Source organism: Hydrogenophaga sp. SNF1, from assembly GCF_034421675.1.
Lineage (GTDB): Bacteria > Pseudomonadota > Gammaproteobacteria > Burkholderiales > Burkholderiaceae_C > Hydrogenophaga > Hydrogenophaga borbori.
This window is the reverse complement of the sequence record NZ_CP139793.1, coordinates 3,360,800-3,381,828: the sequence shown is the minus strand read 5'-3', so window position 1 is coordinate 3,381,828 and position 21,029 is coordinate 3,360,800. Positions and strand designations below refer to the sequence as shown.

General features: G+C 69.3%; 23 protein-coding genes. 19 read left to right on the top strand and 4 right to left on the bottom strand.

The window, feature by feature from the left end; genetic code table 11:
• The first annotated feature begins 7 nt into the window (after positions 1 to 7).
• The 19 genes from SOM08_RS16200 to nagZ all read left to right on the top strand — a co-directional run bounded on the left by SOM08_RS16200 (position 8) and on the right by nagZ (position 17,333).
• Positions 8 to 985 carry a beta-ketoacyl-ACP synthase III gene (locus SOM08_RS16200; protein WP_322469318.1) on the top strand — a complete coding sequence of 326 codons (978 nt, stop codon included), beginning with the start codon at positions 8 to 10 and terminating at the stop codon, positions 983 to 985.
• Positions 986 to 1,031: 46 nt separating this feature from the next.
• Positions 1,032 to 1,982: an ACP S-malonyltransferase gene (fabD, locus tag SOM08_RS16195; protein WP_322469317.1), complete on the top strand. Its 951-nt coding sequence runs from the start codon at positions 1,032 to 1,034 to the stop codon at positions 1,980 to 1,982.
• A gap of 29 nt (positions 1,983 to 2,011) precedes the next feature.
• On the top strand, positions 2,012 to 2,773 hold the full coding sequence (fabG, locus tag SOM08_RS16190) for a 3-oxoacyl-ACP reductase FabG (protein WP_070397518.1): 762 nt from the start codon (positions 2,012 to 2,014) through the stop codon (positions 2,771 to 2,773).
• 75 nt (positions 2,774 to 2,848) lie between these two features.
• A complete protein-coding gene (acpP, locus tag SOM08_RS16185) occupies positions 2,849 to 3,088 on the top strand; it encodes an acyl carrier protein (RefSeq protein WP_070397519.1) in 240 nt (79 codons plus the stop codon).
• Between the two features lie 7 nt (positions 3,089 to 3,095).
• On the top strand, positions 3,096 to 4,340 hold the full coding sequence (gene fabF, locus SOM08_RS16180; RefSeq protein WP_116959534.1) for a beta-ketoacyl-ACP synthase II: 1,245 nt from the start codon (positions 3,096 to 3,098) through the stop codon (positions 4,338 to 4,340).
• Positions 4,341 to 4,344: 4 nt separating this feature from the next.
• Complete coding sequence (locus SOM08_RS16175) at positions 4,345 to 4,794, top strand: hypothetical protein (protein WP_147326232.1); 450 nt, start codon at positions 4,345 to 4,347, stop codon at positions 4,792 to 4,794.
• Positions 4,795 to 4,848: 54 nt separating this feature from the next.
• Positions 4,849 to 5,490, top strand: a complete 642-nt coding sequence (gene rpoE / locus SOM08_RS16170; protein ID WP_070397522.1) for an RNA polymerase sigma factor RpoE — start codon at positions 4,849 to 4,851, stop codon at positions 5,488 to 5,490.
• Between the two features lie 27 nt (positions 5,491 to 5,517).
• Positions 5,518 to 6,180, top strand: a complete 663-nt coding sequence (locus tag SOM08_RS16165) for a sigma-E factor negative regulatory protein (protein WP_116959536.1) — start codon at positions 5,518 to 5,520, stop codon at positions 6,178 to 6,180.
• 11 nt (positions 6,181 to 6,191) lie between these two features.
• A complete protein-coding gene (locus SOM08_RS16160; protein ID WP_245980974.1) occupies positions 6,192 to 7,268 on the top strand; it encodes a MucB/RseB C-terminal domain-containing protein in 1,077 nt (358 codons plus the stop codon).
• 35 nt (positions 7,269 to 7,303) lie between these two features.
• Positions 7,304 to 8,791 carry a DegQ family serine endoprotease gene (locus tag SOM08_RS16155; protein ID WP_322469316.1) on the top strand — a complete coding sequence of 496 codons (1,488 nt, stop codon included), beginning with the start codon at positions 7,304 to 7,306 and terminating at the stop codon, positions 8,789 to 8,791.
• 533 nt (positions 8,792 to 9,324) lie between these two features.
• Positions 9,325 to 11,133 (top strand): translation elongation factor 4, encoded by a 1,809-nt coding sequence (lepA, locus tag SOM08_RS16150; protein WP_116959539.1) that lies wholly within the window; start codon positions 9,325 to 9,327, stop codon positions 11,131 to 11,133.
• On the top strand, positions 11,133 to 12,110 hold the full coding sequence (gene lepB / locus SOM08_RS16145; RefSeq protein ID WP_416186967.1) for a signal peptidase I: 978 nt from the start codon (positions 11,133 to 11,135) through the stop codon (positions 12,108 to 12,110). Before lepA ends, lepB begins: the two co-directional genes overlap by 1 nt.
• A gap of 23 nt (positions 12,111 to 12,133) precedes the next feature.
• Positions 12,134 to 12,481 carry a DUF4845 domain-containing protein gene (locus SOM08_RS16140; protein ID WP_116959540.1) on the top strand — a complete coding sequence of 116 codons (348 nt, stop codon included), beginning with the start codon at positions 12,134 to 12,136 and terminating at the stop codon, positions 12,479 to 12,481.
• A 19-nt stretch (positions 12,482 to 12,500) separates the two neighbouring features.
• On the top strand, positions 12,501 to 13,184 hold the full coding sequence (gene rnc, locus SOM08_RS16135) for a ribonuclease III (RefSeq protein ID WP_116959541.1): 684 nt from the start codon (positions 12,501 to 12,503) through the stop codon (positions 13,182 to 13,184).
• 11 nt (positions 13,185 to 13,195) lie between these two features.
• Entirely contained in the window at positions 13,196 to 14,194 is a 999-nt protein-coding gene (gene era, locus SOM08_RS16130) for a GTPase Era (protein WP_116959542.1), read from the top strand.
• Positions 14,195 to 14,284: 90 nt separating this feature from the next.
• Positions 14,285 to 15,082, top strand: a complete 798-nt coding sequence (gene recO / locus SOM08_RS16125; RefSeq protein ID WP_322469315.1) for a DNA repair protein RecO — start codon at positions 14,285 to 14,287, stop codon at positions 15,080 to 15,082.
• 12 nt (positions 15,083 to 15,094) lie between these two features.
• Positions 15,095 to 15,850 (top strand): pyridoxine 5'-phosphate synthase, encoded by a 756-nt coding sequence (locus SOM08_RS16120; protein ID WP_322469314.1) that lies wholly within the window; start codon positions 15,095 to 15,097, stop codon positions 15,848 to 15,850.
• Complete coding sequence (acpS, locus tag SOM08_RS16115) at positions 15,847 to 16,257, top strand: holo-ACP synthase (RefSeq protein ID WP_322469313.1); 411 nt, start codon at positions 15,847 to 15,849, stop codon at positions 16,255 to 16,257. Before SOM08_RS16120 ends, acpS begins: the two co-directional genes overlap by 4 nt.
• Positions 16,254 to 17,333, top strand: coding sequence for a beta-N-acetylhexosaminidase (nagZ, locus tag SOM08_RS16110; protein WP_322469312.1), 1,080 nt, complete (start codon positions 16,254 to 16,256; stop codon positions 17,331 to 17,333). The genes acpS and nagZ overlap by 4 nt, the downstream gene beginning before the upstream one ends.
• Positions 17,334 to 17,351: 18 nt before the next feature.
• On the opposite strand, the gene SOM08_RS16105 is transcribed toward nagZ, so the two are convergent.
• The 4 genes from SOM08_RS16105 to trpB are packed head-to-tail and all read right to left on the bottom strand — an operon-like array spanning position 17,352 to position 21,023.
• Complete coding sequence (locus tag SOM08_RS16105; RefSeq protein ID WP_322469311.1) at positions 17,352 to 18,032, bottom strand: LON peptidase substrate-binding domain-containing protein; 681 nt, start codon at positions 18,030 to 18,032, stop codon at positions 17,352 to 17,354.
• Complete coding sequence (gene accD / locus SOM08_RS16100; protein WP_070397536.1) at positions 18,029 to 18,907, bottom strand: acetyl-CoA carboxylase, carboxyltransferase subunit beta; 879 nt, start codon at positions 18,905 to 18,907, stop codon at positions 18,029 to 18,031. The genes SOM08_RS16105 and accD overlap by 4 nt, the downstream gene beginning before the upstream one ends.
• Before the next feature lie 38 nt (positions 18,908 to 18,945).
• A complete protein-coding gene (trpA, locus tag SOM08_RS16095; protein ID WP_116959548.1) occupies positions 18,946 to 19,755 on the bottom strand; it encodes a tryptophan synthase subunit alpha in 810 nt (269 codons plus the stop codon).
• Entirely contained in the window at positions 19,752 to 21,023 is a 1,272-nt protein-coding gene (gene trpB, locus SOM08_RS16090) for a tryptophan synthase subunit beta (RefSeq protein WP_116959549.1), read from the bottom strand. The genes trpA and trpB overlap by 4 nt, the downstream gene beginning before the upstream one ends.
• Positions 21,024 to 21,029: the final 6 nt, after the last annotated feature.

The window sequence follows — 21,029 nt, the reverse complement described above, 5'->3', positions numbered from 1 at the left end:
CCTCCGCATGAGCGCTTATTCCCGCATCACCGGCACGGGCAGCCATCTGCCGCCGCGCCGCCTGACCAACGACGACATGGTGGCCATGCTGGCGCCCAAGGGCATCGAGACCAGCGACCAGTGGATCATCGAGCGCACCGGCATCCGCGCGAGGCACTTCGCCGACGACGGCGTGTTCGCCAGCGACATGGGCGTGGCGGCGGCGCAGGCCGCGCTGGAAGCGGCCGGTCGCACGGCCAAGGACATCGACCTCATCATCGTCGCCACGTCCACGCCGGACATGGTGTTTCCGTCCACCGCCGCCATCATCCAGCACAAGCTGGGCATCGCGGGCTGCCCGGCCTTCGACCTGCAGGCCGTGTGCAGCGGCTTCGTCTACGCCCTCACCGTGGCCGACGCGATGATCCGTGCCGGCACGGCGCGCAAGGCCCTGGTCATTGGCACCGAGGTGTTCTCGCGCCTGCTCGACTTCAACGACCGCACCACCTGCGTGCTGTTCGGCGACGGCGCGGGCGCCGTGGTGCTCGAGGCCTCCGACATGCCCGGCATCCTGGCGAGTGACCTGCACGCCGACGGCAAGCACGTGGGCATCCTGTGCGTGCCGGGGCACGTGTCGGGCGGCCAGGTCACGGGCCAGCCGCTGCTCAAAATGGATGGCCAGGCGGTCTTCCGGCTCGCGGTCACGGTGCTGGAGCGCGCCGCGCGCACCGTGCTGCACAAGGCCGGCCGCGTGGACACCGACATCGACTGGCTGATTCCGCACCAGGCCAACATCCGCATCATGCAGGGCACGGCGAAGAAGCTGCACCTGCCGCTGGACAAGCTCGTCGCCACCGTGGACGAACACGGCAACACCTCGGCGGCCTCCATACCGCTCGCGCTCGATCACGCGGTGCGCGGTGGCCGCGTGCGCCCGGGTGACACCGTGCTGCTCGAAGGGGTGGGTGGTGGCTTCACCTGGGGTGCGGTGCTGCTCGATTTTTGAACGAACGGACGGCGCCGCCGCGCGCCGTCGCAGACAGCTGAACAGAATGAAACCGTTTGCCTTTGTCTTTCCCGGCCAGGGGTCCCAGTCCGTGGGCATGCTCGACGCCTGGGGTGACCACCCCGCCGTCGTCGACACCCTGCGCGAGGCGTCGGACGCCTTGGGCGAGGACGTCGGCCGGCTCATCAAGGAAGGCCCCAAGGAGGCTTTGGGCCTGACGACCAACACCCAGCCCGTGATGCTGGTGGCCGGTGTCGCCGCCTGGCGCGCCTGGCGCGCCGAGGGCGGCGAGCTGCCCGCCGCCGTGGCCGGCCATTCGCTGGGCGAGTACAGCGCGCTGGTCGCCGCCGAGGTGCTCACGCTGGCCGACGCAGCGCCGTTGGTGCGCTTTCGCGCCGCGGCCATGCAAGAGGCGGTGCCCGTCGGTGTCGGGGCGATGGCCGCGATCCTGGGCATGGACGCCGAGCGTGTGAAGGCCGGCTGTGCCGAGGCGCAGGCCACCTTTGGCGCGGGCAGCGCCGAGGTGGTGGAGGCCGTGAACTTCAACGACCCGGCGCAAACCGTGATCGCGGGCAGCAAGGCCGCTGTCGACAAGGCCTGTGAGGTGCTCAAGGCCATCGGCGCCAAGCGCGCGCTGCCGCTGCCGGTGTCGGCGCCGTTCCACTCCAGCCTCATGAAGCCGGCCGCCGAGCGCCTGCGGGAGAAGCTGGCCGGCGTGGCGCTGGCGGTGCCGCGTTTCCCGCTCATCAACAACATCGACGTGGCGGTCGAGTCCGACGCCGACCGCATCCGTGACGCGCTGTACCGCCAGGCCTTCGGGCCGGTGCGCTGGGTCGAATGCGTGCAGGCCATGCAGGCGCGCGGCATTGGCACCCTGATCGAATGCGGCCCTGGCAAGGTGCTGGCCGGCATGACCAAACGCATCGACGCCAGCATCCAGGGCGCCGCCCTGTACGACCCGGCCACGCTGGCCGAGGCCAAGGCCCTGCTGGCCTGAACCCGCCCCCATTCCACAACGAGGTCGATATGACGGACGTGAAATTCGCGGGCCAGGTGGCCCTGGTCACCGGCGCCTCGCGCGGCATCGGCGCGGCCATCGCGCACGAGCTCGCGCAACAGGGGCTGATCGTCATCGGCACCGCCACCAGCGGCGATGGCGCGGCCAAGATCGACGCCGCGCTGAAGGCGGTGGGCGGGGCCGGCGCCGGCAGCCGCGGCGCGGTGCTCGACGTCAACGACGCCAAGGCCGCCGAAGCCCTCATCGACGAGATCGTCAAGGCGCACGGCGCGTTGCATGTCCTGGTCAACAACGCGGGCATCACGCGCGACATGCTGGCCATGCGCCTGAAGGACGAGGACTGGGACGCCGTGCTCGACACCAACCTCAAGGCCGTGTTCCGTCTCAGCCGCGCGGTCATCCGCCCCATGATGAAGCAGCGCTACGGCCGCATCATCAGCATCACCAGCGTCGTCGGCGCCTCGGGCAACCCGGGCCAGGCCAACTACGCCGCCGCCAAGGCCGGCCTGGCCGGCATGACGCGCGCGCTGGCGCGCGAGCTGGGCAGCCGCAACATCACCGTCAACTGCGTCGCGCCGGGCTTCATCGAGACCGACATGACCGCTTCGCTGCCCGAAGAGCAGCAGAAGGCACTGCTGTCCCAGATTCCCCTGGGCCACCTCGGCAAACCCGCCGACATCGCGCACGCCGTGGCCTTCGTGGCCAGCCCGCGCGCGGCCTACATCACTGGCCAGGAACTGCACGTCAACGGCGGCATGTTCATGGCCTGATGTCTCTCGGGGTCCCGGCCCCGTCCCCCCGGCTAAAATGCCGCCCTGCATTCCAACCCACCCTTTGAGGGACCTATGAGCGATATCGAAGCACGCGTCAAGAAAATCATTGCCGAACAACTCGGCGTGGAAGAAGGTCAGGTCACCAGCGAAAAAGCCTTCGTGGCCGACTTGGGCGCCGACTCGCTGGACACGGTGGAACTCGTGATGGCCCTCGAAGACGAGTTCGGCATCGAGATTCCCGACGAAGAAGCCGAGAAGATCACCACGGTGCAGCACGCCATCGATTACGCGCTGAAGCACCAGAAAGCCTGATCGCCCCATGAGCCGTCGTCGCGTCGTCGTGACCGGCCTGGGTTGCATCAGCCCCGTGGGCAACACGGTGGCCGACTCCTGGGCCAATCTGTTGGCCGGGCGCTCCGGCATCTCCACGATCACCAAGTTCGACCCGTCGAACTTCGCGTGCCGCATCGCGGGAGAGGTCAAGGGGTTCGAGCTGGAGTCCTACATGAGCGCCAAGGAGGCGCGCACGATGGACACCTTCATCCATTACGGCATCGCCGCGGCCCATCAGGCCGTGATCGATTCCGGCCTGCCCACGGGCGAGGCATTGGGTGAAGAGGCCGCCACGCGTGTCGGCTGCATCATCGGCTCGGGCATCGGTGGCCTGCCGCTGATCGAAGAAACCCACACCGAGCTGACCAACCGCGGGCCCCGCCGCATCTCGCCGTTCTTCGTGCCGGCCTCGATCATCAACATGATCTCGGGCCACGTATCGATGCGCTTCGGCTTCAAGGGCCCCAACATCGCCATCGTGACGGCCTGCACCACAGGCCTGCACAGCATTGGCGAGGCGGCCCGCAAGATCGAGTACGGCGACGCCGACGTGATGGTGGCGGGCGGCTCGGAGGCCACGGTGTCGCCACTGGGCGTGGGCGGCTTTGCCGCGATGCGCGCCCTGTCGACGCGCAACGACGACCCCACCGCCGCCTCGCGTCCCTGGGACAAGGACCGCGACGGCTTCGTGCTCGGTGAGGGCGCGGGCGTCATGGTGCTCGAAGAGTACGAACACGCCAAGGCGCGCGGCGCGAAGATCTACGCCGAGGTGGCGGGCTACGGCATGAGCGCCGACGCCGGCCACATGACCGCACCCAACATGGACGGCCCGCGCCGCGCCATGCTGAACGCCCTGCGCAATGCCGGCGTGAACGCCGACGAGGTCGACTACCTCAACGCACACGGCACTTCCACGCCGCTGGGTGACATCAACGAGTCGAACGCCATCAAGGCCGCGCTGGGCGACCACGCCAAGCGCATGGTCGTGAGCTCCACCAAGTCCATGACCGGGCACCTGCTCGGTGGCGCCGGTGGCATCGAGAGCGTCTTCACGGTGATGGCCATCCACCAGCAGCAGATCCCGCCGACGATCAACATCGTCAACCAGGATCCCGAGTGCGATCTCGACTATTGCGCCAACACGGCGCGCGACCGCCAGGTGAACGTGGCGCTGAAGAACAACTTCGGCTTCGGCGGCACCAACGGCACCCTGGTGTTCAAGCGGGTCTGATCGTTTGACCACCCGGCCCGGCGCCCCATCGGTTGCCTATCCGGTGGGGCGTTGCCGTTTCTGGGGGCTGTCCCTGGCGGTCCTGGCGCTGGCCGTGGCCCTCCTGGTGGCCTGGATGGCGGCGTCCCTGGCGCTGAGTACCTGGCTGGCACTGGCCGTGGCGGGCCTGGCCTGGATGGGCTGGGCCGCAAGCATGGAGCGCCGCCCGGTCGCGGGCGTGCTGCGCTTCAGCGGTGCGCCGGGGCAGGGTGCGGCCTGGCGCTGGTCGCCGGACGGCTCGGGCGACGGCCTCGCGCTCGACGCGGTGCGGGTGGCGCTGGACCTGCAAAGCCGCGTGCTGTTGCACCTGAGGGGTGCCGCCGGCGCGCCGGCCTGGGTGTGGGTGGAGCGCGACCGGGCGCCCGCCGACTGGCTGGCGCTGCGCCGCGCCCTGGTGTCCGATCGGCCGGTTTGACGCCCCGTCCGCGCCCCTGGAGACGGTGGGGGCATGGGGTATAGTCCCGCGCGCATGACAACGGAAGACCACACCGCTCCGCCGCCGCCCGACAGCGACGTCATGCTGGTGCAACGCACCCTGGCCGGCGAGCGCCGCGCCTACGATCTGCTGGTCCTGAAATACCAGCGGCGCGTCGAACGCCTCATCGGACGCATGGTGCGCGACAGCGACCTGGTCCAGGACATCGCCCAGGAAACCTTCATCCGCGCCTACCGCGCCCTGGCCCAGTTCCGGGGCGATGCCCAGTTCTACACCTGGCTGTACCGCATCGCCGTCAATACGGCGAAGAAGCAGCTGATGGAACTGAAACGCGATCCGCTGGTCTTCCAATCGCAGCTCAAGGGGGGGGAGGACGATGAAACTTCCGCTCCGGAGCGCGAACTAAACGCCAACGTAGCCGACACCGAGACGCCCGAGGCGGTGCTGGCCAGCAAGGAAATCGCCAACGCGGTCAACGCCGCGATGGAGGCCTTGCCCGAGGAACTGCGCATGGCCATCACCCTGCGCGAAATCGAGGGCCTGAGTTACGAAGAGATCGCCCAAGCACTCGAATGCCCCATTGGCACCGTGCGTTCCCGCATCTTCCGGGCGCGCGAAGCCATTTCGGCCCGCATCAAGCCCTTGCTCGACCGGCAGTCGGGCAAGCGCTGGTGAGAGGCCTGTCACGCTGAGGTCGCCGCCATGAACCAGCCCACTTCCTTCGATTCGGCCCGCCCGGGCGCCGACCAGGTGTCGGCCTTGTGCGATGGCTACCTGGACGAGCGCGAAAGCGACGCCCTGTTCGCGCGCTGTCGCCTGGGCGACGAGGCCCTGGTGCAGTGGCGCGGCTACCAGCTCATCGGCGAGGTGCTGCGAGGCGATGGCGCGGCCCTGCCGGCCCGATCGCCCATGGATTTCCTGGCCGAGCTGAACCAGCGGCTCGACGCCGAGCACCAGCCCGCCGCGGACGCCGGGTCCCAGCCCGTGCGCGCCGTGCGTGGCGCGGCGGCGAACGACGCCCTGTTCCGCTGGAAGATGGTGTCGGGGCTGGCCAGCGTGGTGGCGGTCGCCGCCGTCGGCTGGACCGTGCTGGCCTCCGCGCCCAGCGGCCCGCAGGGGCCGGTGCTGGCCCAGGAGCGGGTGGCGCTGCCGCCCGCCACCCTGGCTTCGGCGGCGCCGCCGGCCGCGTCGGCCGGTGTGCCGTCCACGCGCCCGGTGATGGTGTCCACCTCGCAGGGCCCCCTCATCCGCGACCCGGCGCTGGAGCGCCTGCTGTCCGAGCACCGCCAGCACGGCGGCATGTCGGCCTTCCAGACCTCGACCGGTTTCATCCGCAACGCCACCTACGACGCCGACGCCCGCTGATGGCCGCGCCCATGACGACCGCCGCTTTCACCCCCGCCGTCCTGCCCTGCGCCCGTCGGCTTGGCGCGCCGCGGCTGCGCCGCTTCGGGGCCGCCCTGATCGTCTGGGCCTGCGCCGGTGGCTGGAGCGCACCGGCGCTGGCCCAGGGGGCCAGCGTGTCGCCGGGCGCGGGTTCCGCGCGCAGCGTCACCGAATGGCTCTCGCGCATGCACCAGGCCTCGCTCCAGCGCTCGTACACCGGCACGCTGGTCGTCAGCTCCGGCAGCGCGATGTCGGCCTCCAAGATCTGGCATGTGTGCGACGGCACGCAGCAGATGGAGCGCGTGGAGACGCTCACCGGCGCGCCGCGCACCACCATCCGCCGCAACAGTGAGGTCATCACCTTCGAGCCGGAAACGCGCACCGCCATGGTCGAGAAGCGCGAATCGCTCGGCGTCTTTCCCGACATGCTGCGCACGCCGGCCAGCGCCATCGCGCAGTTCTATGGCGCCCGCGAAGTGGGGTACCAGCGCGTGGCGGGCCACATGGCCGACATGGTGGAGATCGTGCCTCGCGATGAGTGGCGTTTCGGCTACCGGATCTGGTCCGAGAAGAAGAGTGGCCTGATCGTGAAGCTGCAGACGCTGGGCGCCCAGGGCGAGGTGCTGGAGCAGGTGGCGTTCTCCGAGCTGCAGCTCGACGCGCCCGTGAGCATGGACAAGCTCGCGCGCCTCATGAAGGACACGCGCGGCTACGAGGTGATCAAGCCCGCGCTGCGCAAGACCACGCCTCAGGCCGAGGGCTGGCAGTTGAAGGAGTCCATCCCGGGCTTCACCGCCATGAGCTGCCACACGCGGGAAGTGCCCGGCGGTCCCCTGCCGGCGGGCCAGGCCCCCATGCAGTGGGTGTTCTCCGATGGCTTGGCGTCCGTGTCGCTGTTTGTCGAGCCCTTCGACCCGCAGCGCCACGGCAACGAGGAGCAGCAGGTGGCCATGGGGGCCACCCACTCCGTCAGCCGCCGCGTCGGCGACCATTGGGTGACTGCCCTGGGCGAGGTGCCGCCTGCCACCCTGAAGCGTTTCGCCGACGCCCTGGAGCGCATCCGCTGAGACCGCCCTTGATCGACCACCGAAGAAAGCCGCCGATGTCCGTTGCCCGACTCCGTCCCTCCCTGCAAGCCCTGGCCCTGGCCGCCGCCTTCGGTGCGGCCGGGTCGCTGGCCTTGCTCACGCCGACCCCCTCGCTCGCCCAGGCGGCCGCGACCAACGCGCGCGGCCTGCCGGATTTCACCGACCTCGTCGACCTGGTCGGCCCGTCGGTGGTCAACATCCGCACGCTCGAGCGCGCCGCGGCGCGCGGCAATGCCGAGGGCGGCCCCGACGAGGAGATGCTGGAGTTCTTCCGCCGCTTCGGCATTCCGATCCCCCCGGGCGTGACGCCGCGCGGCCCGCGCCAGGGCCCGCCGTCCGACGAGGCGCGCCCGCGCGGCGTGGGCTCGGGCTTCGTGCTCAGCGCCGACGGCTTCATCATGACCAACGCCCATGTCGTGGACGGCGCCGATGAGCTGATCGTCACGCTGGCGGACAAGCGCGAATTCAAGGCCCGCATCGTCGGCGCCGATGCGCGCACCGACGTGGCGGTGGTGAAGATCGAGGCCACCGGCCTGGCGCCGGTGAAGGTGGGCGACATCAACCGCCTGCGCGTGGGCGAATGGGTGATGGCGATCGGCTCGCCCTTCGGCCTGGAGAACACCGTCACGGCCGGCATCGTGAGCGCCAAGCAGCGCGACACGGGCGACTACCTGCCCTTCATCCAGACCGACGTGGCCATCAACCCGGGCAACTCGGGCGGGCCGCTGATCAACATGCGCGGCGAGGTCGTGGGCATCAACAGCCAGATCTACTCGCGCTCGGGCGGCTTCCAGGGCATCTCCTTCGCCATTCCCATCGACGAGGCCGTGCGTGTGTCCAACGAGCTGCGCGCCAGCGGGCGCGTCACGCGCGGGCGCATCGGCGTGCGCATCGACCAGGTGGGCAAGGAAGTGGCCGAGTCGCTGGGCATGGCGCAGCCCAAGGGCGCGCTGGTGCGTGGCGTCGAGCCCGACTCGCCGGCCGCGAAGGCGGGCGTCGAGCCGGGCGACATCATCCTCAAGTTCGATGGCAAGGAGATCGACAAGTCGGTCGACCTGCCGCGCTTGGTGGGCAACACCAAGCCGGGCACGCGCAGCACCATGACGGTGTTGCGCCGGGGCAGCCAGCGCGAGCTGAACGTGGTGATCGCCGAGCTCGAGCCCGAGCGCCCCGAGGCGCGTGCCGCCACCCCCGAGCCCAAGCCCGTGCCGAGCAACAACGCCACGCAGTCGCTGGGCCTGACGCTGGCCGAACTCGGCGCGGACGATGCCAAGGCGCTCAAGGTCAAGGGCGGCGTTCGCGTGATCGGCGTCACCGGCCCCGCCACCCGGGCCGGCCTGCGCGAAGGCGACGTGATCGTGGCGGTGGCCAACACCGAGGTGTCCTCGGTCAAGGACGTGGAGGCCGTGCTCGCCAAGCTGGACAAGTCCAAGCCAGTGAATCTGCTGCTGCGCCGGGGCGAATGGGCGCAGTACGCGGTGGTGCGCCCGCAGCTTCGGTGACGGGCCCGGGTGTGGAACGCCTTTCGGGTGGCTTGGGCCAATAACCCCCGCCCGTCCCCGGGCATCGGCGCCGTCTGTCGCCAGGTGTTTCGGGGACGCGACGCCCTCCCAAGCCCGTCCGACGGGTCGGTCATCAGGGAAGTTAGTGAGCACCAACAGAAATTCGGCCAGTCTTGACCGGATTCGCTAAAATCCCGCGCGTTGTTGACGGATTGAAGCCGGCGCGCGAGCACCCAATTCACGATGCGGGAGCCCAAAGGTTCCCGGTGGTCCTTGATCCACAGCCGTTGCACAGCTTGTACCCAGAGCCTGTGGATAAGCTGTAAACAACTGCCCTGTTGCGGCCCGGCGACAGGGTGGGGAAGCTTGGTGGCGGCTGTCTGCGGGGGGCTTTTTGCCTACAATGAAACCCCAACTATCGCAGTTGCCATTGATTGTTGGTTACGGGCGCGTCAGCAGCTGACGCGCCCTTTTTTATGGTCGCGCGCCCTGGCCCGGCGCGCGATGAACATGGTCCCTGGCCCGGCCTTCCGATGAACCACATCCGCAATTTCTCGATCATCGCGCACATCGATCACGGCAAATCGACGCTCGCGGATCGCATCATCTCCCGCTGCGGCGGCCTCTCCGATCGCGAGATGAGCGAGCAGGTGCTCGACTCCATGGACATCGAGAAGGAGCGCGGCATCACCATCAAGGCGCAGACGGCCGCGCTGCAATACAAGGCGCGCGACGGCCGCGTCTACAACCTGAACCTGATCGACACCCCCGGCCACGTGGACTTCTCCTACGAGGTCTCGCGCTCCCTGTCGGCCTGCGAGGGCGCCTTGCTGGTGGTGGACGCCAGCCAGGGCGTGGAGGCCCAGACGGTGGCCAACTGCTACACCGCGCTCGACCTCGGTGTGGAGGTGCTGCCGGTCCTGAACAAGATGGACCTGCCGAACGCCGACCCCGAGAACGCCAAGAGCGAGATCGAGGACGTGATCGGCATCGACGCGAGCGATGCCATCCCGTGTTCGGCCAAGACGGGCATGGGGGTCGAGGACATCCTGGAGGCCGTGGTGGCCAAGGTGCCGGCGCCGCGCGGCAACCCGGACGCCCCCCTGCGCGCCATGATCATCGACAGCTGGTACGACGCCTACGTGGGCGTGGTGATGCTGGTCCGGGTGGTGGACGGTCGCCTGCTCAAGGGCGAGCGCTTCAAGCTCATGGCCACCAACGCGGCCTACAACGCCGACAACCTGGGCGTGTTCACGCCGGCCACCCAGCCCCGCGACTCGCTGGAGGCGGGGGAGGTGGGCTACATCATCGCCGGCATCAAGGAGCTCGCGGCCGCCAAGGTGGGCGACACCGTGACGCTGGAAAAGAAGCTGCCCAACAACGCCGGCCCGGCGGAGCAACCGCTGCCCGGCTTCAAGGAGGTGCAGCCGCAGGTGTTCGCCGGCCTGTACCCCACCGAGGCCAACCAGTACGACGCCCTGCGCGACGCCCTGGAGAAGCTCAAGCTCAACGACGCCTCGCTGCACTACGAGCCCGAGGTGTCGCAGGCCCTGGGCTTCGGCTTTCGCTGCGGCTTCCTGGGCCTGCTGCACATGGAGATCGTGCAGGAGCGCCTGGAGCGCGAGTTCGACCAGGACCTCATCACCACCGCGCCCAGCGTGGTCTACCAGGTGGTCAAGGGCGACGGCGAGGTGCTGATGGTGGAGAACCCCTCCAAGATGCCCGACGCCGGCCGCATCGAGGAAATCCGCGAGCCCATCGTCACCGTGCACCTGTACATGCCGCAGGAGTACGTGGGGCCGGTCATGACCCTGGCCAACCAGAAGCGCGGCGTGCAGATCAACATGGCTTACCACGGCAAGCAGGTCATGCTGACCTACGAACTGCCGCTGGGCGAGATCGTGCTGGACTTCTTCGACAAGCTCAAATCCGTCAGCCGCGGTTACGCCAGCATGGACTACGAGTTCAAGGAGTACCGCCGCTCCGACGTGGTCAAGGTCGACATCCTGCTCAACGGCGAGAAGGTCGACGCCCTGTCCATCATCGTGCACCGCAGCCAGGCGCAGTACCGTGGCCGCGCCGTGGCGGCCAAGATGCGCGAGATCATCAGCCGCCAGATGTTCGACGTGGCGATCCAGGCGGCCATCGGGGGCAACGTCATCGCGCGCGAAACCATCAAGGCGCTGCGCAAGAACGTGCTGGCAAAATGCTACGGTGGTGACATCACCCGCAAACGCAAACTGCTCGAAAAACAGAAAGCTGGCAAGAAACGCATGAAACAGATCGGCTCCGTCGAAGTGCCCCAGGAAGCGTTCCTGGCCATCCTGCAGGTGCAAGACTGATGAAGTCCACGATGGGTGCGGTCACGGGGATCATCCTCGCGGCGTTCGGGCTCTATGCCGTGGCCTGGTACATGGGCGCGGTCGAGGGCAATTTTTCACTCCTGCTGCTGCTGGCGACGCTCGTCACCGGCGTCTACTGGGTGATCGACAAGCTGGTCTTCCTGCCGCAGCGCCGCCGCGCGGCCGACCAGCTCGTGATGGAGCACCACCAGCGCAAGGAAGCCCTGGCCAAGCAGGGCTTCAGCCAGATCGAGGGCGACATCGAACCGGCGCGGCAGCGGGCGCTGGCCCAGCCCTGGTGGCTGGATTGGACGGCGGGCCTGTTCCCGGTGATCCTGGCCGTCTTCGTGCTCCGCTCCTTCCTGTTCGAGCCCTTCAAAATCCCCTCGGGCTCCATGATTCCCACCCTGCGCGTGGGCGACCTGATCCTGGTGAACAAGTACCACTACGGCATCCGCCTGCCCGTGGTCAACACCAAGGTCTGGGACAACCAGGCGCCGCAGCGCGGCGACGTGGTCGTCTTCCGCTACCCGCCCAAGCCCAGCCTGGACTACATCAAGCGCGTGATCGGCCTGCCCGGTGACGAGGTGGCCTACCTGAACAAGCAGCTCACGGTGAACGGCCAGCCCGTGCCGCGGGTGGCGCAGCCCGACTTCTTCGACAAGGACTCGATGCGCTACGCCAAGCAATGGCAGGAAAGCCTGGGCGGCAAGCAGTACAACACCCTCACCGAGGACAACCGCCCGGCCTTCGTCGACGGCGCCACCCAGTTCCCGTTCGCCGAGAACTGCCGCTACAGCGTGGAGGGCGCGGTCTGCAAGGTGCCGGCCGGCCATTACTTCATGATGGGCGACAATCGCGACAATTCGCTCGACTCGCGGTATTGGGGCTTCGTGCCCGAAGCGAATATCGTGGGCAAGGCCTTCTTGGTCTGGATGAATTTCGGCGACCTCGGTCGCATCGGACGATTCGAGTAAGAGCGAACCCTGAGGAGGAGCGCATGAAGCTGAAGCGGCAACAACGGGGCCTGACGTTCGTCGGCCTGATCATCGTCGGCACCCTGCTGGCGCTCGCGGGCATCGTGGCGGCCCAGGTGTTCCCCACCTACCTCGAGTACATGGCCGTGCAGAAGGCGGTGCAGAAGGCCTCGGCGGGCAGCACGGTGGCCGAGGTGCGCGACATCTTCGACAAGGCGGCCACGATCGACGACATCCGCACCATCTCGGGCAAGGACCTCACCGTGGGCAAGCAGGGCGACCGCGTGGTGGTGTCCTACGACTACGCCCGCGAAATCCACCTGGCCGGGCCGGCCTGGCTGGTCATGAAGTACAAGGGCAGCTCGCAATGAGCGCGGCCCGGTTGATGGTTTGAGCCCCGATCTCACCGCGCTGCAGGGCCGGCTGCAGCACCGCTTCGCCAACCCACGCCTGCTGGAGCGGGCGCTGACCCACCGCAGCTTCGGCGCCGACCACAACGAGCGCCTGGAATTCCTGGGCGACTCCGTGCTCAACCTGGCCATTTCCGGCCTGCTGTTCGAGAAGCTGGACGCCTTGCCCGAGGGCGATCTGTCCCGCATCCGCGCCAACCTGGTCAAGCAGGACACCTTGTTCGGGCTGGCCCAGGCGCTGGGCCTGTCGTCCGGCCTGCGGCTGGGCGATGGCGAGAAGCGCTCGGGTGGGCACAAGCGCCCCTCCATCCTGGCCGACGCCCTGGAGGCCGTGATCGGCGCCGTCTACCTCGACGCCGGTTTCGAGACCGCCTCGGCCCTGGTGCGGCGGCTGTACGGCGGCGTGGAGCTGAGTCACACCATGACGGCCCTGGGCAAGGACCCGAAAACCGAATTGCAGGAGTGGCTGCAGGGCCGCAAAATGAAGCTGCCCGTCTACCGCGTGGTGGCCACGCTGGGTGAAGCCCACAAGCAGACCTTCGACGTGGAGTGCACCGTGCAGGAGTCCGGTCACAGCGAGCGCGGCATTGGCGCCTCGCGGCGCGCGGGCGAGCAGGCCGCCGCCGCCGCCATGCTGCAGCACCTGATGGCCAGCGCGCGCTGACGAACCGATCCATGAGCCAGAAGACACCCGCCCCCCCGCCCGCCGACAACCTCGAGGCCATGCTGGCGCGCGCCCTGGGCAAGCCCGGCGCGACCGAGGCCGCTGAGCCCAGGCCCGAGGTGGCCGAGGCCGACAAGCGCTGTGGCTACGTTGCCATCGTGGGCAAGCCCAACGTGGGCAAGTCCACCCTGCTCAACGCGCTGGTGGGGCAAAAGGTCAGCATCACCTCGCGCAAGGCCCAGACCACGCGGCACCGCATCACCGGCATCCGCACCGAAGGCGCTTCGCAGTACATCTTCGTCGATACCCCGGGTTTCCAGACCCGCCATGGCAATGCGCTCAACCGCTCGCTCAACAAGACCGTGCTGGGCGCCGTGGCCGATGTCGACCTGATCCTCTTCGTGGTGGAGGCCGGCCGATTCAACCTGGCCGACGCCAAGGTGCTGTCGCTGCTGCCGCCGGACGTGCCGGTGATTCTGCTGGCCAACAAGCTGGACGAGGTGCACCGCCGCGGCGACCTGGCGCCCTGGCTGCGATCCATGCAGGAGCGTCACGCCTTCGCCGAGTTCGTGCCCATGTCGGCCAAGGCCGCCAAGGACATCCAGCGCCTGTTCACCATCTGCGAGAAGTACCTGCCGCAGCAGCCCTGGATCCACGACGCCGAGGACCTGACCGACCGCAGCGAGCGCTTCATGGCCGCCGAGATGGTGCGCGAAAAGCTGTTCCGCCTCACCGGCGACGAGCTGCCGTACACCTCCACGGTGATCATCGACCGCTTCGAGGAAGAGGGACAGCTGCGCCGCATCGCCGCCACCATCGTGGTCGAGCGCGAAGGGCACAAGGGCATGGTGATCGGCGACAAGGGCGAGAAGCTCAAGCGCATCGGCACCGAGGCCCGCATGGAGCTGGAAAAGCTCTGGGGCGGCAAGGTCTTCCTGGAGCTGTGGGTCAAGGTCCGCTCCGGCTGGGCCGACGACGAGGCCCGCGTGCGCTCCTTTGGATATGAATGAGCTCCCCCCGCTCCACCGCCGCGCGGGTCGCTGCCCCCCGCGGGGGCCGGTCTGCCTTGGGGCGGCCCGGTGGCAGGCCGATGCCTAGCGATGAAGGCCCGGGTAGCCGACGAGTCCGCGTTCGTCCTGCACCGCTACGACTGGAGCGAGACCAGCCTCGTGCTGGAGGTGTTCACGCGTTACCACGGTCGCATCGCCCTGGTGGCCAAGGGCGTGAAGCGGCCCACCTCGCAGTTCCGCCCCGTGCTGCTGCCGCTGCAGCCGCTGCAGCTGAGCTGGAGCGGCGATGCCGAAGTCCGCACGCTCAAGGCCGCGCAGTGGGTGGGGGGGCATGTCATGCCCACCGGCGAGGCGCTCATCGCGGGCAGCTACCTGAATGAGCTGCTGATGCGCCTGCTGGCGCGCGAAGACCCCTACCCGCGCCTGTTCGACTGGTTCGCCACGGCCGTGCACACCCTGGCCGAGCAGCCCGACGCGCGCAGCGTGGTGCTGCGCGCCTTCGAGCTGCTGCTGCTGCGCGAGACCGGCCTGTTGCCCGACCTGCGGCGCGAGGGTGCGACGCTGGCCCCCTTGAGCGAGGCCGGGCGCTACGTGTTGCAGCCCGAGTCCGGCCTGCGCCTGGCGCACGACGAGGACCACCACGCGCTGGACGCGGCGCGCTGGCGCGGGCTGCAGCAGGCGCTGGACGGGCCGGCCCCCTTCGTGCCCGTGTTGCGGGCCTGCGCCGAGATCGCGCCGACCCTGCGCATCCCCCTGCGCAACCTGCTGCTCTACCATGGCAACGTGCGCGTGTTCGGCACGCGCCAGCTTCTGCTCGATGTGCAGGCCCTGCGCCGCCGCCGCGGGCATGCCGCCGATGCCCCTTCCACCGATCCCACCGACTCCTGACTGGGCCTGAGCATGGTGCACAACCGGACCGCGCTGTCGGTCAACCTCAACAAGGTCGCGCTGGTGCGCAACACCCGCCACCTGGGCATTCCTTCCGTCGTCCGCGCGGCCGAGCTGTGTCTGCGGGCCGGCGCCGCCGGCATCACCGTGCACCCGCGGCCCGACGAGCGCCACATCCGCGCGCACGACGTGCACGAGCTGGCCGCCGCGCTCAAGGCCTGGCCCGGTCGCGAATACAACATCGAGGGCAACCCCTTCCACAACCTCATGGACTTCGTGCGCGCGGTGCGCCCGCACCAGGCCACCTTCGTGCCCGACGCCGAGGGCCAGTTCACCAGCGACCACGGCTGGCGCTTTCCCGGCGACGCCGAGCGCCTGCGCCCCCTGATCGCCGAATGCCACGCGCTGGGCGTGCGCGTGAGCCTGTTCATGGACGCCGAGGCCGACCAGATGGCCGCGGCCCGGGCGGTCGGTGCCGACCGGGTCGAGCTCTACACCGAACCCTACGCCGCCGCCTTCGGCACGCCGGCGCAGGACGAGCAGCTGCACCGCTTCGCGCGGGCCGCGCGGGCCGCGCTGGACGCTGGCCTGGCGGTCAACGCCGGGCACGACCTCAACCGCGACAACCTCGCGCCCTTCCTGCGCCAGGTGCCGGGCGTGAGCGAAGTCTCCATCGGCCACGCGCTGATCGCCGACGCAATGGAGCTGGGCTACGGGGCCACCGTCCAGGCCTACAACCGCTGCATCGACGGCGCGTTCGGCGCATGAGCATTTACGGCATCGGCACCGACATCTGCGACGTGCGCCGCATCGCGGCCACGCTGGAGCGCCAGGGCGAACGATTCGCCGGCAAGGTGCTCAGCGAGGCCGAGTTCGCCGTCTGGCAGCGCCGCAGCGCGCGCTGGCCGCAGCGCGGCCTGCGCTACCTGGCCACGCGCTTCTCGGCCAAGGAGGCTTTTTCCAAGGCCATCGGCCTGGGCATGCGCATGCCCATGAGCTGGCGCCGCTGCGAGATCGCCAACCTGCCCAGCGGCCAGCCCGTGATCGTGCTGCACGGCGAGCTCAAGGCCTGGTTCGAGGCGCGCGGCCTGCGCGCCCACGTGACCGTGACCGACGAAACCGACTACGCGGCCAGCTTCGTGGTCGTTGAGCGCACACCCCCCCCTTCGCCATGAACCACCACGCCCCCCTGATCATCGACGTCGCCGGCCTGACCCTGACCGACAGCGACCACCAGCGCCTGGACCACCCCCTGGTGGGCGGCGCCATCCTGTTCGCCCGCAACTGGCGCGACCGCGCGCAGCTCACGCGCTTGTGCGCCGAGATCAAGGCGGTGCGCGACGATCTGCTGATCGCGGTCGACCAGGAGGGTGGCCGCGTGCAGCGCTTTCGCACCGACGGTTTCACCGCGCTGGCGCCCATGGCGGCCTTCGGCGAGCGCTGGATGGCCGGCGGCGCCGACGGCGACGGCGCGATGCGCGCGGCCGACGCCGCCACGGCGGCCGGCTTCGTGCTTGGCGCCGAGCTGCGCGCCTGCGGCGTGGACCTGAGCTTCACCCCCGTGCTCGACCTCGACCACGGGGACAGCTCGGTCATCGGTGACCGCGCTTTCGCGCGCGACCCGCGCGTGGTCACGGTGCTGGCGCAGGCGCTGATGCACGGCCTGCGCCAGAGCGGCATGGCCAACTGCGGCAAGCACTTTCCCGGACATGGCTATGTGCGCGGCGACACGCACCACGAGGTTCCGCGCGACACGCGCTCGCTCAAGGCCATCCTGGCCGACGACGCCTTGCCCTACGGCTGGCTCAGCGCCTCGCTCAGCGCGGTCATGCCCGCGCACGTGATCTACCCCAAGGTGGACGCCCGGCCCGCCGGTTTCTCGTCGCGCTGGCTGCAGGACGTGCTGCGCGCGCGCCTGGGCTTCACCGGCGCGGTGTTCAGCGACGACCTGGGCATGGCCGCGGCGCGCCAGATCGAAGGCCGCGCGGTGCGCTTCGCCGAGGCCGCCACGGCGGCGCTGCAGGCGGGCTGCGACATGGTGCTGCTGTGCAACCAGAGCGTGGTGGACGGTGGCGCGCCGATCGACGAGGCGATCGACGAGCTTTCGCGCGCCGCGCTGCAGGGCGGCTGGACGCCGTCGCCCGCGAGCGAGGAGCGCCGCCGCGCGCTGCTGCCCCAGGGCCGGGCCATGGCCTGGGACGACCTGATGGTGGATCCGCGCTACATGCGCGCGCTGTCGCTGTTGCCTTGAGGCGCCCCGGGCGGGCGCTCAGCGGTCCAGCCCGAGCTTGTCGAGCAAGTCGGCCACGAGTTCGAGGCGCAGCAGCGGGTTGTCCAGCGCCATCAGCCGCTGCTTGAGCGCCAGCGGGGCGGGCACCAGTTCGCACCAGCGGTTGGCCACCCAGCCCGCGTCGTGCCAGTGGTACGGCGGCTGGATCGGCAGCTGGTCCTCGGCACCGGGTTGGCGCTCGCGCAGGTTTTCCAGCACGCGCTGGAGGCCGGTGGCCACCGAGGCCAGTTCGTCCGGCACGGGCGCGGGGACGTCGGCCGGCAGCAGCTCGACGTCGGCCACCCACAGGCCGTGCGGCAGCCGCGTGCGGCGCGTGACGTTGAAGCGCTGCAGGCCCTGGCAGCGGATCATGTAGAGACCTGGCTGGGGTTTCTCCAGCGATTCGATGCGCGCGAGCACGCCGATCGGGTGGAAATCTTCCTTGGCGAAGCCGTCGCCGCCGGGCGGGGCCTTGGGGTCGAGCCGGCGCACCTCGCTGCCTTCGCTCAGGCTCACCACGCCGAAGGGCGCGCCGGCCTTGTGGCAGCGGCCGATCATGTCGAGGTAGCGCACCTCGAAGATGCGAAGCGGCAGCCAGCCGCCCGGGAACAGGACGGTCTGCAGCGGGAAGAGGGGCAGCTGGGCGAGCTTGAGCGCCTCAGCCGCCGGGCCGTCGCTCAATCCTCGACCACCGCGTCGGCGCTCTGGCGCTGCATCATGGCCAGCAGGCTGGCCACGGTGGCGCGCAGTTCGCGGCGGTCACAGATGAAGTCGACCGCGCCTTTGGTCTGCAGGAACTCGGCGCGCTGGAAGCCTTCGGGCAGCTTCACGCGCACGGTGTTCTCGATCACGCGCGGGCCGGCGAAGCCGATCAGCGCCTTGGGTTCGGCGATCACCACGTCGCCCACGAACGCGAAGCCTGCGCTCACGCCGCCCATGGTGGGGTCGGTGAGCACGCTGATGTAGGGCAGGCCTTTCTTGGCCAGGCGCGTGAGGGAGGCGTTGGTCTTGGCCATCTGCATCAGCGACAGCAGGCCTTCCTGCATGCGCGCGCCGCCGGTGGCGGTGAAGCAGACGAAGGGCACTTTCTGCGCGATGGCCTCTTCGACGCCGCGCACGAAGCGCTCGCCGACCACCGAGCCCATGGAGCCGCCCATGAAGTCGAACTCGAAGCAGGCCGCGATCAGGCTGATGCCCTTGACGGCGCCGCCCATGACGATGAGGGCGTCGGTCTCGCTGGTGCTCTCCAGCGCTTCCTTCAGTCGCTCGGGGTACTTGCGGCTGTCCTTGAACTTGAGCGCGTCGACCGGCAGCACCTCCTGCCCGATCTCGTAGCGGCCCTCGGCGTCGAGGAAGGCGTTGAGGCGCGCGCGCGCACCGATGCGGTGGTGGTGCGAGCAGTGCGGGCAGACGTTCTGGTTCTTCTCGAGGTCGTTCTTGTAGAGCACGGCCTCGCAGCTGGGGCACTTCACCCACAGGCCCTCGGGCACGCTGCGGCGCTCGGTGGGGTCGGTCGGGGTGATCTTGGGGGGGAGCAGCTTTTCGAGCCAGGACATGCGGTTCTCCAGGGGGGAGTGAGGGGCGCGAGGCGGGATTATGCGTCCAGCGCTTTTCGGATGGTGCGCATGAACTGGACGGCCACGGGCACCACTTTTTCGTGCGGTTCGTCTTCTATGAGCTGGATGAGCTTGCTGCCGATCACCACCGCGTCGGCGGTGCGGCCGATGGCGCGGGCGGTGTCCGCGTCCCGGATGCCGAAACCCACGCCGACCGGGATGCTCACGTGCGCGCGGATGCGCGGCAGCATGGCCTCGACCTGCGAGACGTCCAGCGTGCCCGCGCCGGTGACACCTTTGAGTGAAACGTAGTACACGTAGCCGCTGGCCACGCGCGCCACCTGGGCCATGCGCTCGTCGGTGGAGGTGGGGGCGAGCAGGAAGATCAGGTCCATGTCGCGCGCGCGCAGGGCGCGGGCGAAGTCTTCGCACTCCTCGGGCGGGTAGTCCACCACCAGCACGCCGTCCACGCCGGCCTCGGCCGCGTCGTTCACGAAGGCGCCGGCGCCGTGCTTCTGGTCGTAGCGCTCCACCGGGTTGGCATAGCCCATGAGCACCACGGGCGTGGTGGTGTTGCGCTCGCGGAAGCGCTTCACCATGGCCAGCACCTGCGTCAGGCCGATGCCGGCGGCCAGCGCGCGGTCGCCGGCCTTCTGGATCACGGGGCCGTCGGCCGAGGGGTCGGAGAAGGGCACGCCGAGTTCGATGACGTCGGCGCCCGCGTCGGCCATGCCCAGCATCAGCTCGGGCGTGATGTCGGCGAAGGGGAAGCCGGCCGTGACATAGGGGATCAGCGCCTTGCGGCCCTGGGCCTTGAGGTCGGACAGGGTTTTTTCGATGCGGCTCATTTGTTCTGGCCTCCCTTGACGCTGTGGCCGCGCAGGGAAGGGCGGTCGTAGAAATCCACGCCCGAGAGATCGGCGACGGTACCGATGTCCTTGTCGCCGCGGCCCGAGAGGTTGACCAGGATGGACTGCGTGGGCCGCAGGGTCTTGGCGAGTTTCATGGCATGCGCCACGGCGTGGCTGGACTCGAGCGCCGGGATGATGCCCTCGGTGCGGCAGAGGTAGTGGAAAGCTTCCAGCGCTTCGGTGTCGGTGATGCCCACGTACTCGGCGCGGCCGATGTCCTTGAGGAAGGCGTGCTCCGGCCCGACGCCGGGGTAGTCCAGGCCCGCGCTGATGCTGTGCGTTTCGGTCACCTGGCCGTTGTCGTCCTGCAGCACGTAGGTGCGGTTGCCGTGCAGCACGCCGGCGCTGCCGCGCTGCAGCGAGGCCGAGTGCTTGCCGCTGTCCAGGCCTTCGCCGGCCGCCTCCACGCCGATGAGGCGGGTGCTGGCGTGCCCTATGTAGGGGTGGAAGATGCCCATGGCGTTGCTGCCGCCGCCCACACAGGCGATCACCGCGTCGGGCTGCTCGCCCGCGCAGCCGGCCTCGCGCAGCATCTCGGGCATCTGCTTCAGGCATTCCTCGCCGATGACGCTCTGGAAGTCGCGCACCATCATCGGGTAGGGGTGCGGGCCGGCCACGGTGCCGATGATGTAGAAGGTGTTGTCCACGTTGGCGACCCAGTCGCGCATGGCCTCGTTGAGCGCGTCCTTCAGGGTCTTGCTGCCGCTCTCCACGGGCACCACGGTGGCGCCCAGCAGCTTCATGCGGTAGACGTTGGGGCTCTGGCGCTTGACGTCCTCGCTGCCCATGTAGACCACGCATTCCAGGCCGTAGCGCGCGCAGATGGTGGCGGTGGCCACGCCGTGCTGGCCCGCGCCGGTCTCGGCGATGATGCGCGGCTTGCCCATGCGGCGCGCCAGCATGGCCTGGCCGATGGTGTTGTTCACCTTGTGCGCGCCGGTGTGGTTGAGGTCCTCGCGCTTGAGGAAGATCTGCGCGCCGCCCATCTCGCGGCTCATGCGCGCGGCATGGTAGACCGGGCTGGGCCGGCCCACGAAATGGGCGAGCTCGTGGTGGAATTCGGCCAGGAAGTCCGGGTCGTGCTGGTACTTCTCGTAGGCCGCTTTGAGTTGATTGATGGCGTGGGTGAGCGTCTCGCTCACGAAGCTGCCGCCGTAGATGCCGAAGTGGCCGCGGGCGTCGGGTTGCTGGTAGGGCGTCTGCATGCGAAA

Excerpts from the sequence above, each read along its gene's own strand:
- nagZ (WP_322469312.1), top strand. The coding sequence starts at position 16,254 with ATGAACCACCACGCCCCCCTGATCATCGACGTCGCCGGCCTGACCCTG.
- trpA (WP_116959548.1), bottom strand. The coding sequence starts at position 19,755 with ATGAGCCGCATCGAAAAAACCCTGTCCGACCTCAAGGCCCAGGGCCGC.
- SOM08_RS16155 (WP_322469316.1), top strand. The coding sequence starts at position 7,304 with ATGTCCGTTGCCCGACTCCGTCCCTCCCTGCAAGCCCTGGCCCTGGCC.
- accD (WP_070397536.1), bottom strand. The coding sequence starts at position 18,907 with ATGTCCTGGCTCGAAAAGCTGCTCCCCCCCAAGATCACCCCGACCGAC.
- fabF (WP_116959534.1), top strand. The coding sequence starts at position 3,096 with ATGAGCCGTCGTCGCGTCGTCGTGACCGGCCTGGGTTGCATCAGCCCC.
- SOM08_RS16160 (WP_245980974.1), top strand. The coding sequence starts at position 6,192 with ATGACGACCGCCGCTTTCACCCCCGCCGTCCTGCCCTGCGCCCGTCGG.
- acpP (WP_070397519.1), top strand. The coding sequence starts at position 2,849 with ATGAGCGATATCGAAGCACGCGTCAAGAAAATCATTGCCGAACAACTC.
- era (WP_116959542.1), top strand. The coding sequence starts at position 13,196 with ATGAGCCAGAAGACACCCGCCCCCCCGCCCGCCGACAACCTCGAGGCC.
- acpS (WP_322469313.1), top strand. The coding sequence starts at position 15,847 with ATGAGCATTTACGGCATCGGCACCGACATCTGCGACGTGCGCCGCATC.
- SOM08_RS16140 (WP_116959540.1), top strand. The coding sequence starts at position 12,134 with ATGAAGCTGAAGCGGCAACAACGGGGCCTGACGTTCGTCGGCCTGATC.
- lepA (WP_116959539.1), top strand. The coding sequence starts at position 9,325 with ATGAACCACATCCGCAATTTCTCGATCATCGCGCACATCGATCACGGC.
- SOM08_RS16200 (WP_322469318.1), top strand. The coding sequence starts at position 8 with ATGAGCGCTTATTCCCGCATCACCGGCACGGGCAGCCATCTGCCGCCG.
- trpB (WP_116959549.1), bottom strand. The coding sequence starts at position 21,023 with ATGCAGACGCCCTACCAGCAACCCGACGCCCGCGGCCACTTCGGCATC.
- SOM08_RS16165 (WP_116959536.1), top strand. The coding sequence starts at position 5,518 with ATGAACCAGCCCACTTCCTTCGATTCGGCCCGCCCGGGCGCCGACCAG.
- fabG (WP_070397518.1), top strand. The coding sequence starts at position 2,012 with ATGACGGACGTGAAATTCGCGGGCCAGGTGGCCCTGGTCACCGGCGCC.
- lepB (WP_416186967.1), top strand. The coding sequence starts at position 11,133 with ATGAAGTCCACGATGGGTGCGGTCACGGGGATCATCCTCGCGGCGTTC.
- fabD (WP_322469317.1), top strand. The coding sequence starts at position 1,032 with ATGAAACCGTTTGCCTTTGTCTTTCCCGGCCAGGGGTCCCAGTCCGTG.
- recO (WP_322469315.1), top strand. The coding sequence starts at position 14,285 with ATGAAGGCCCGGGTAGCCGACGAGTCCGCGTTCGTCCTGCACCGCTAC.
- SOM08_RS16120 (WP_322469314.1), top strand. The coding sequence starts at position 15,095 with ATGGTGCACAACCGGACCGCGCTGTCGGTCAACCTCAACAAGGTCGCG.
- rpoE (WP_070397522.1), top strand. The coding sequence starts at position 4,849 with ATGACAACGGAAGACCACACCGCTCCGCCGCCGCCCGACAGCGACGTC.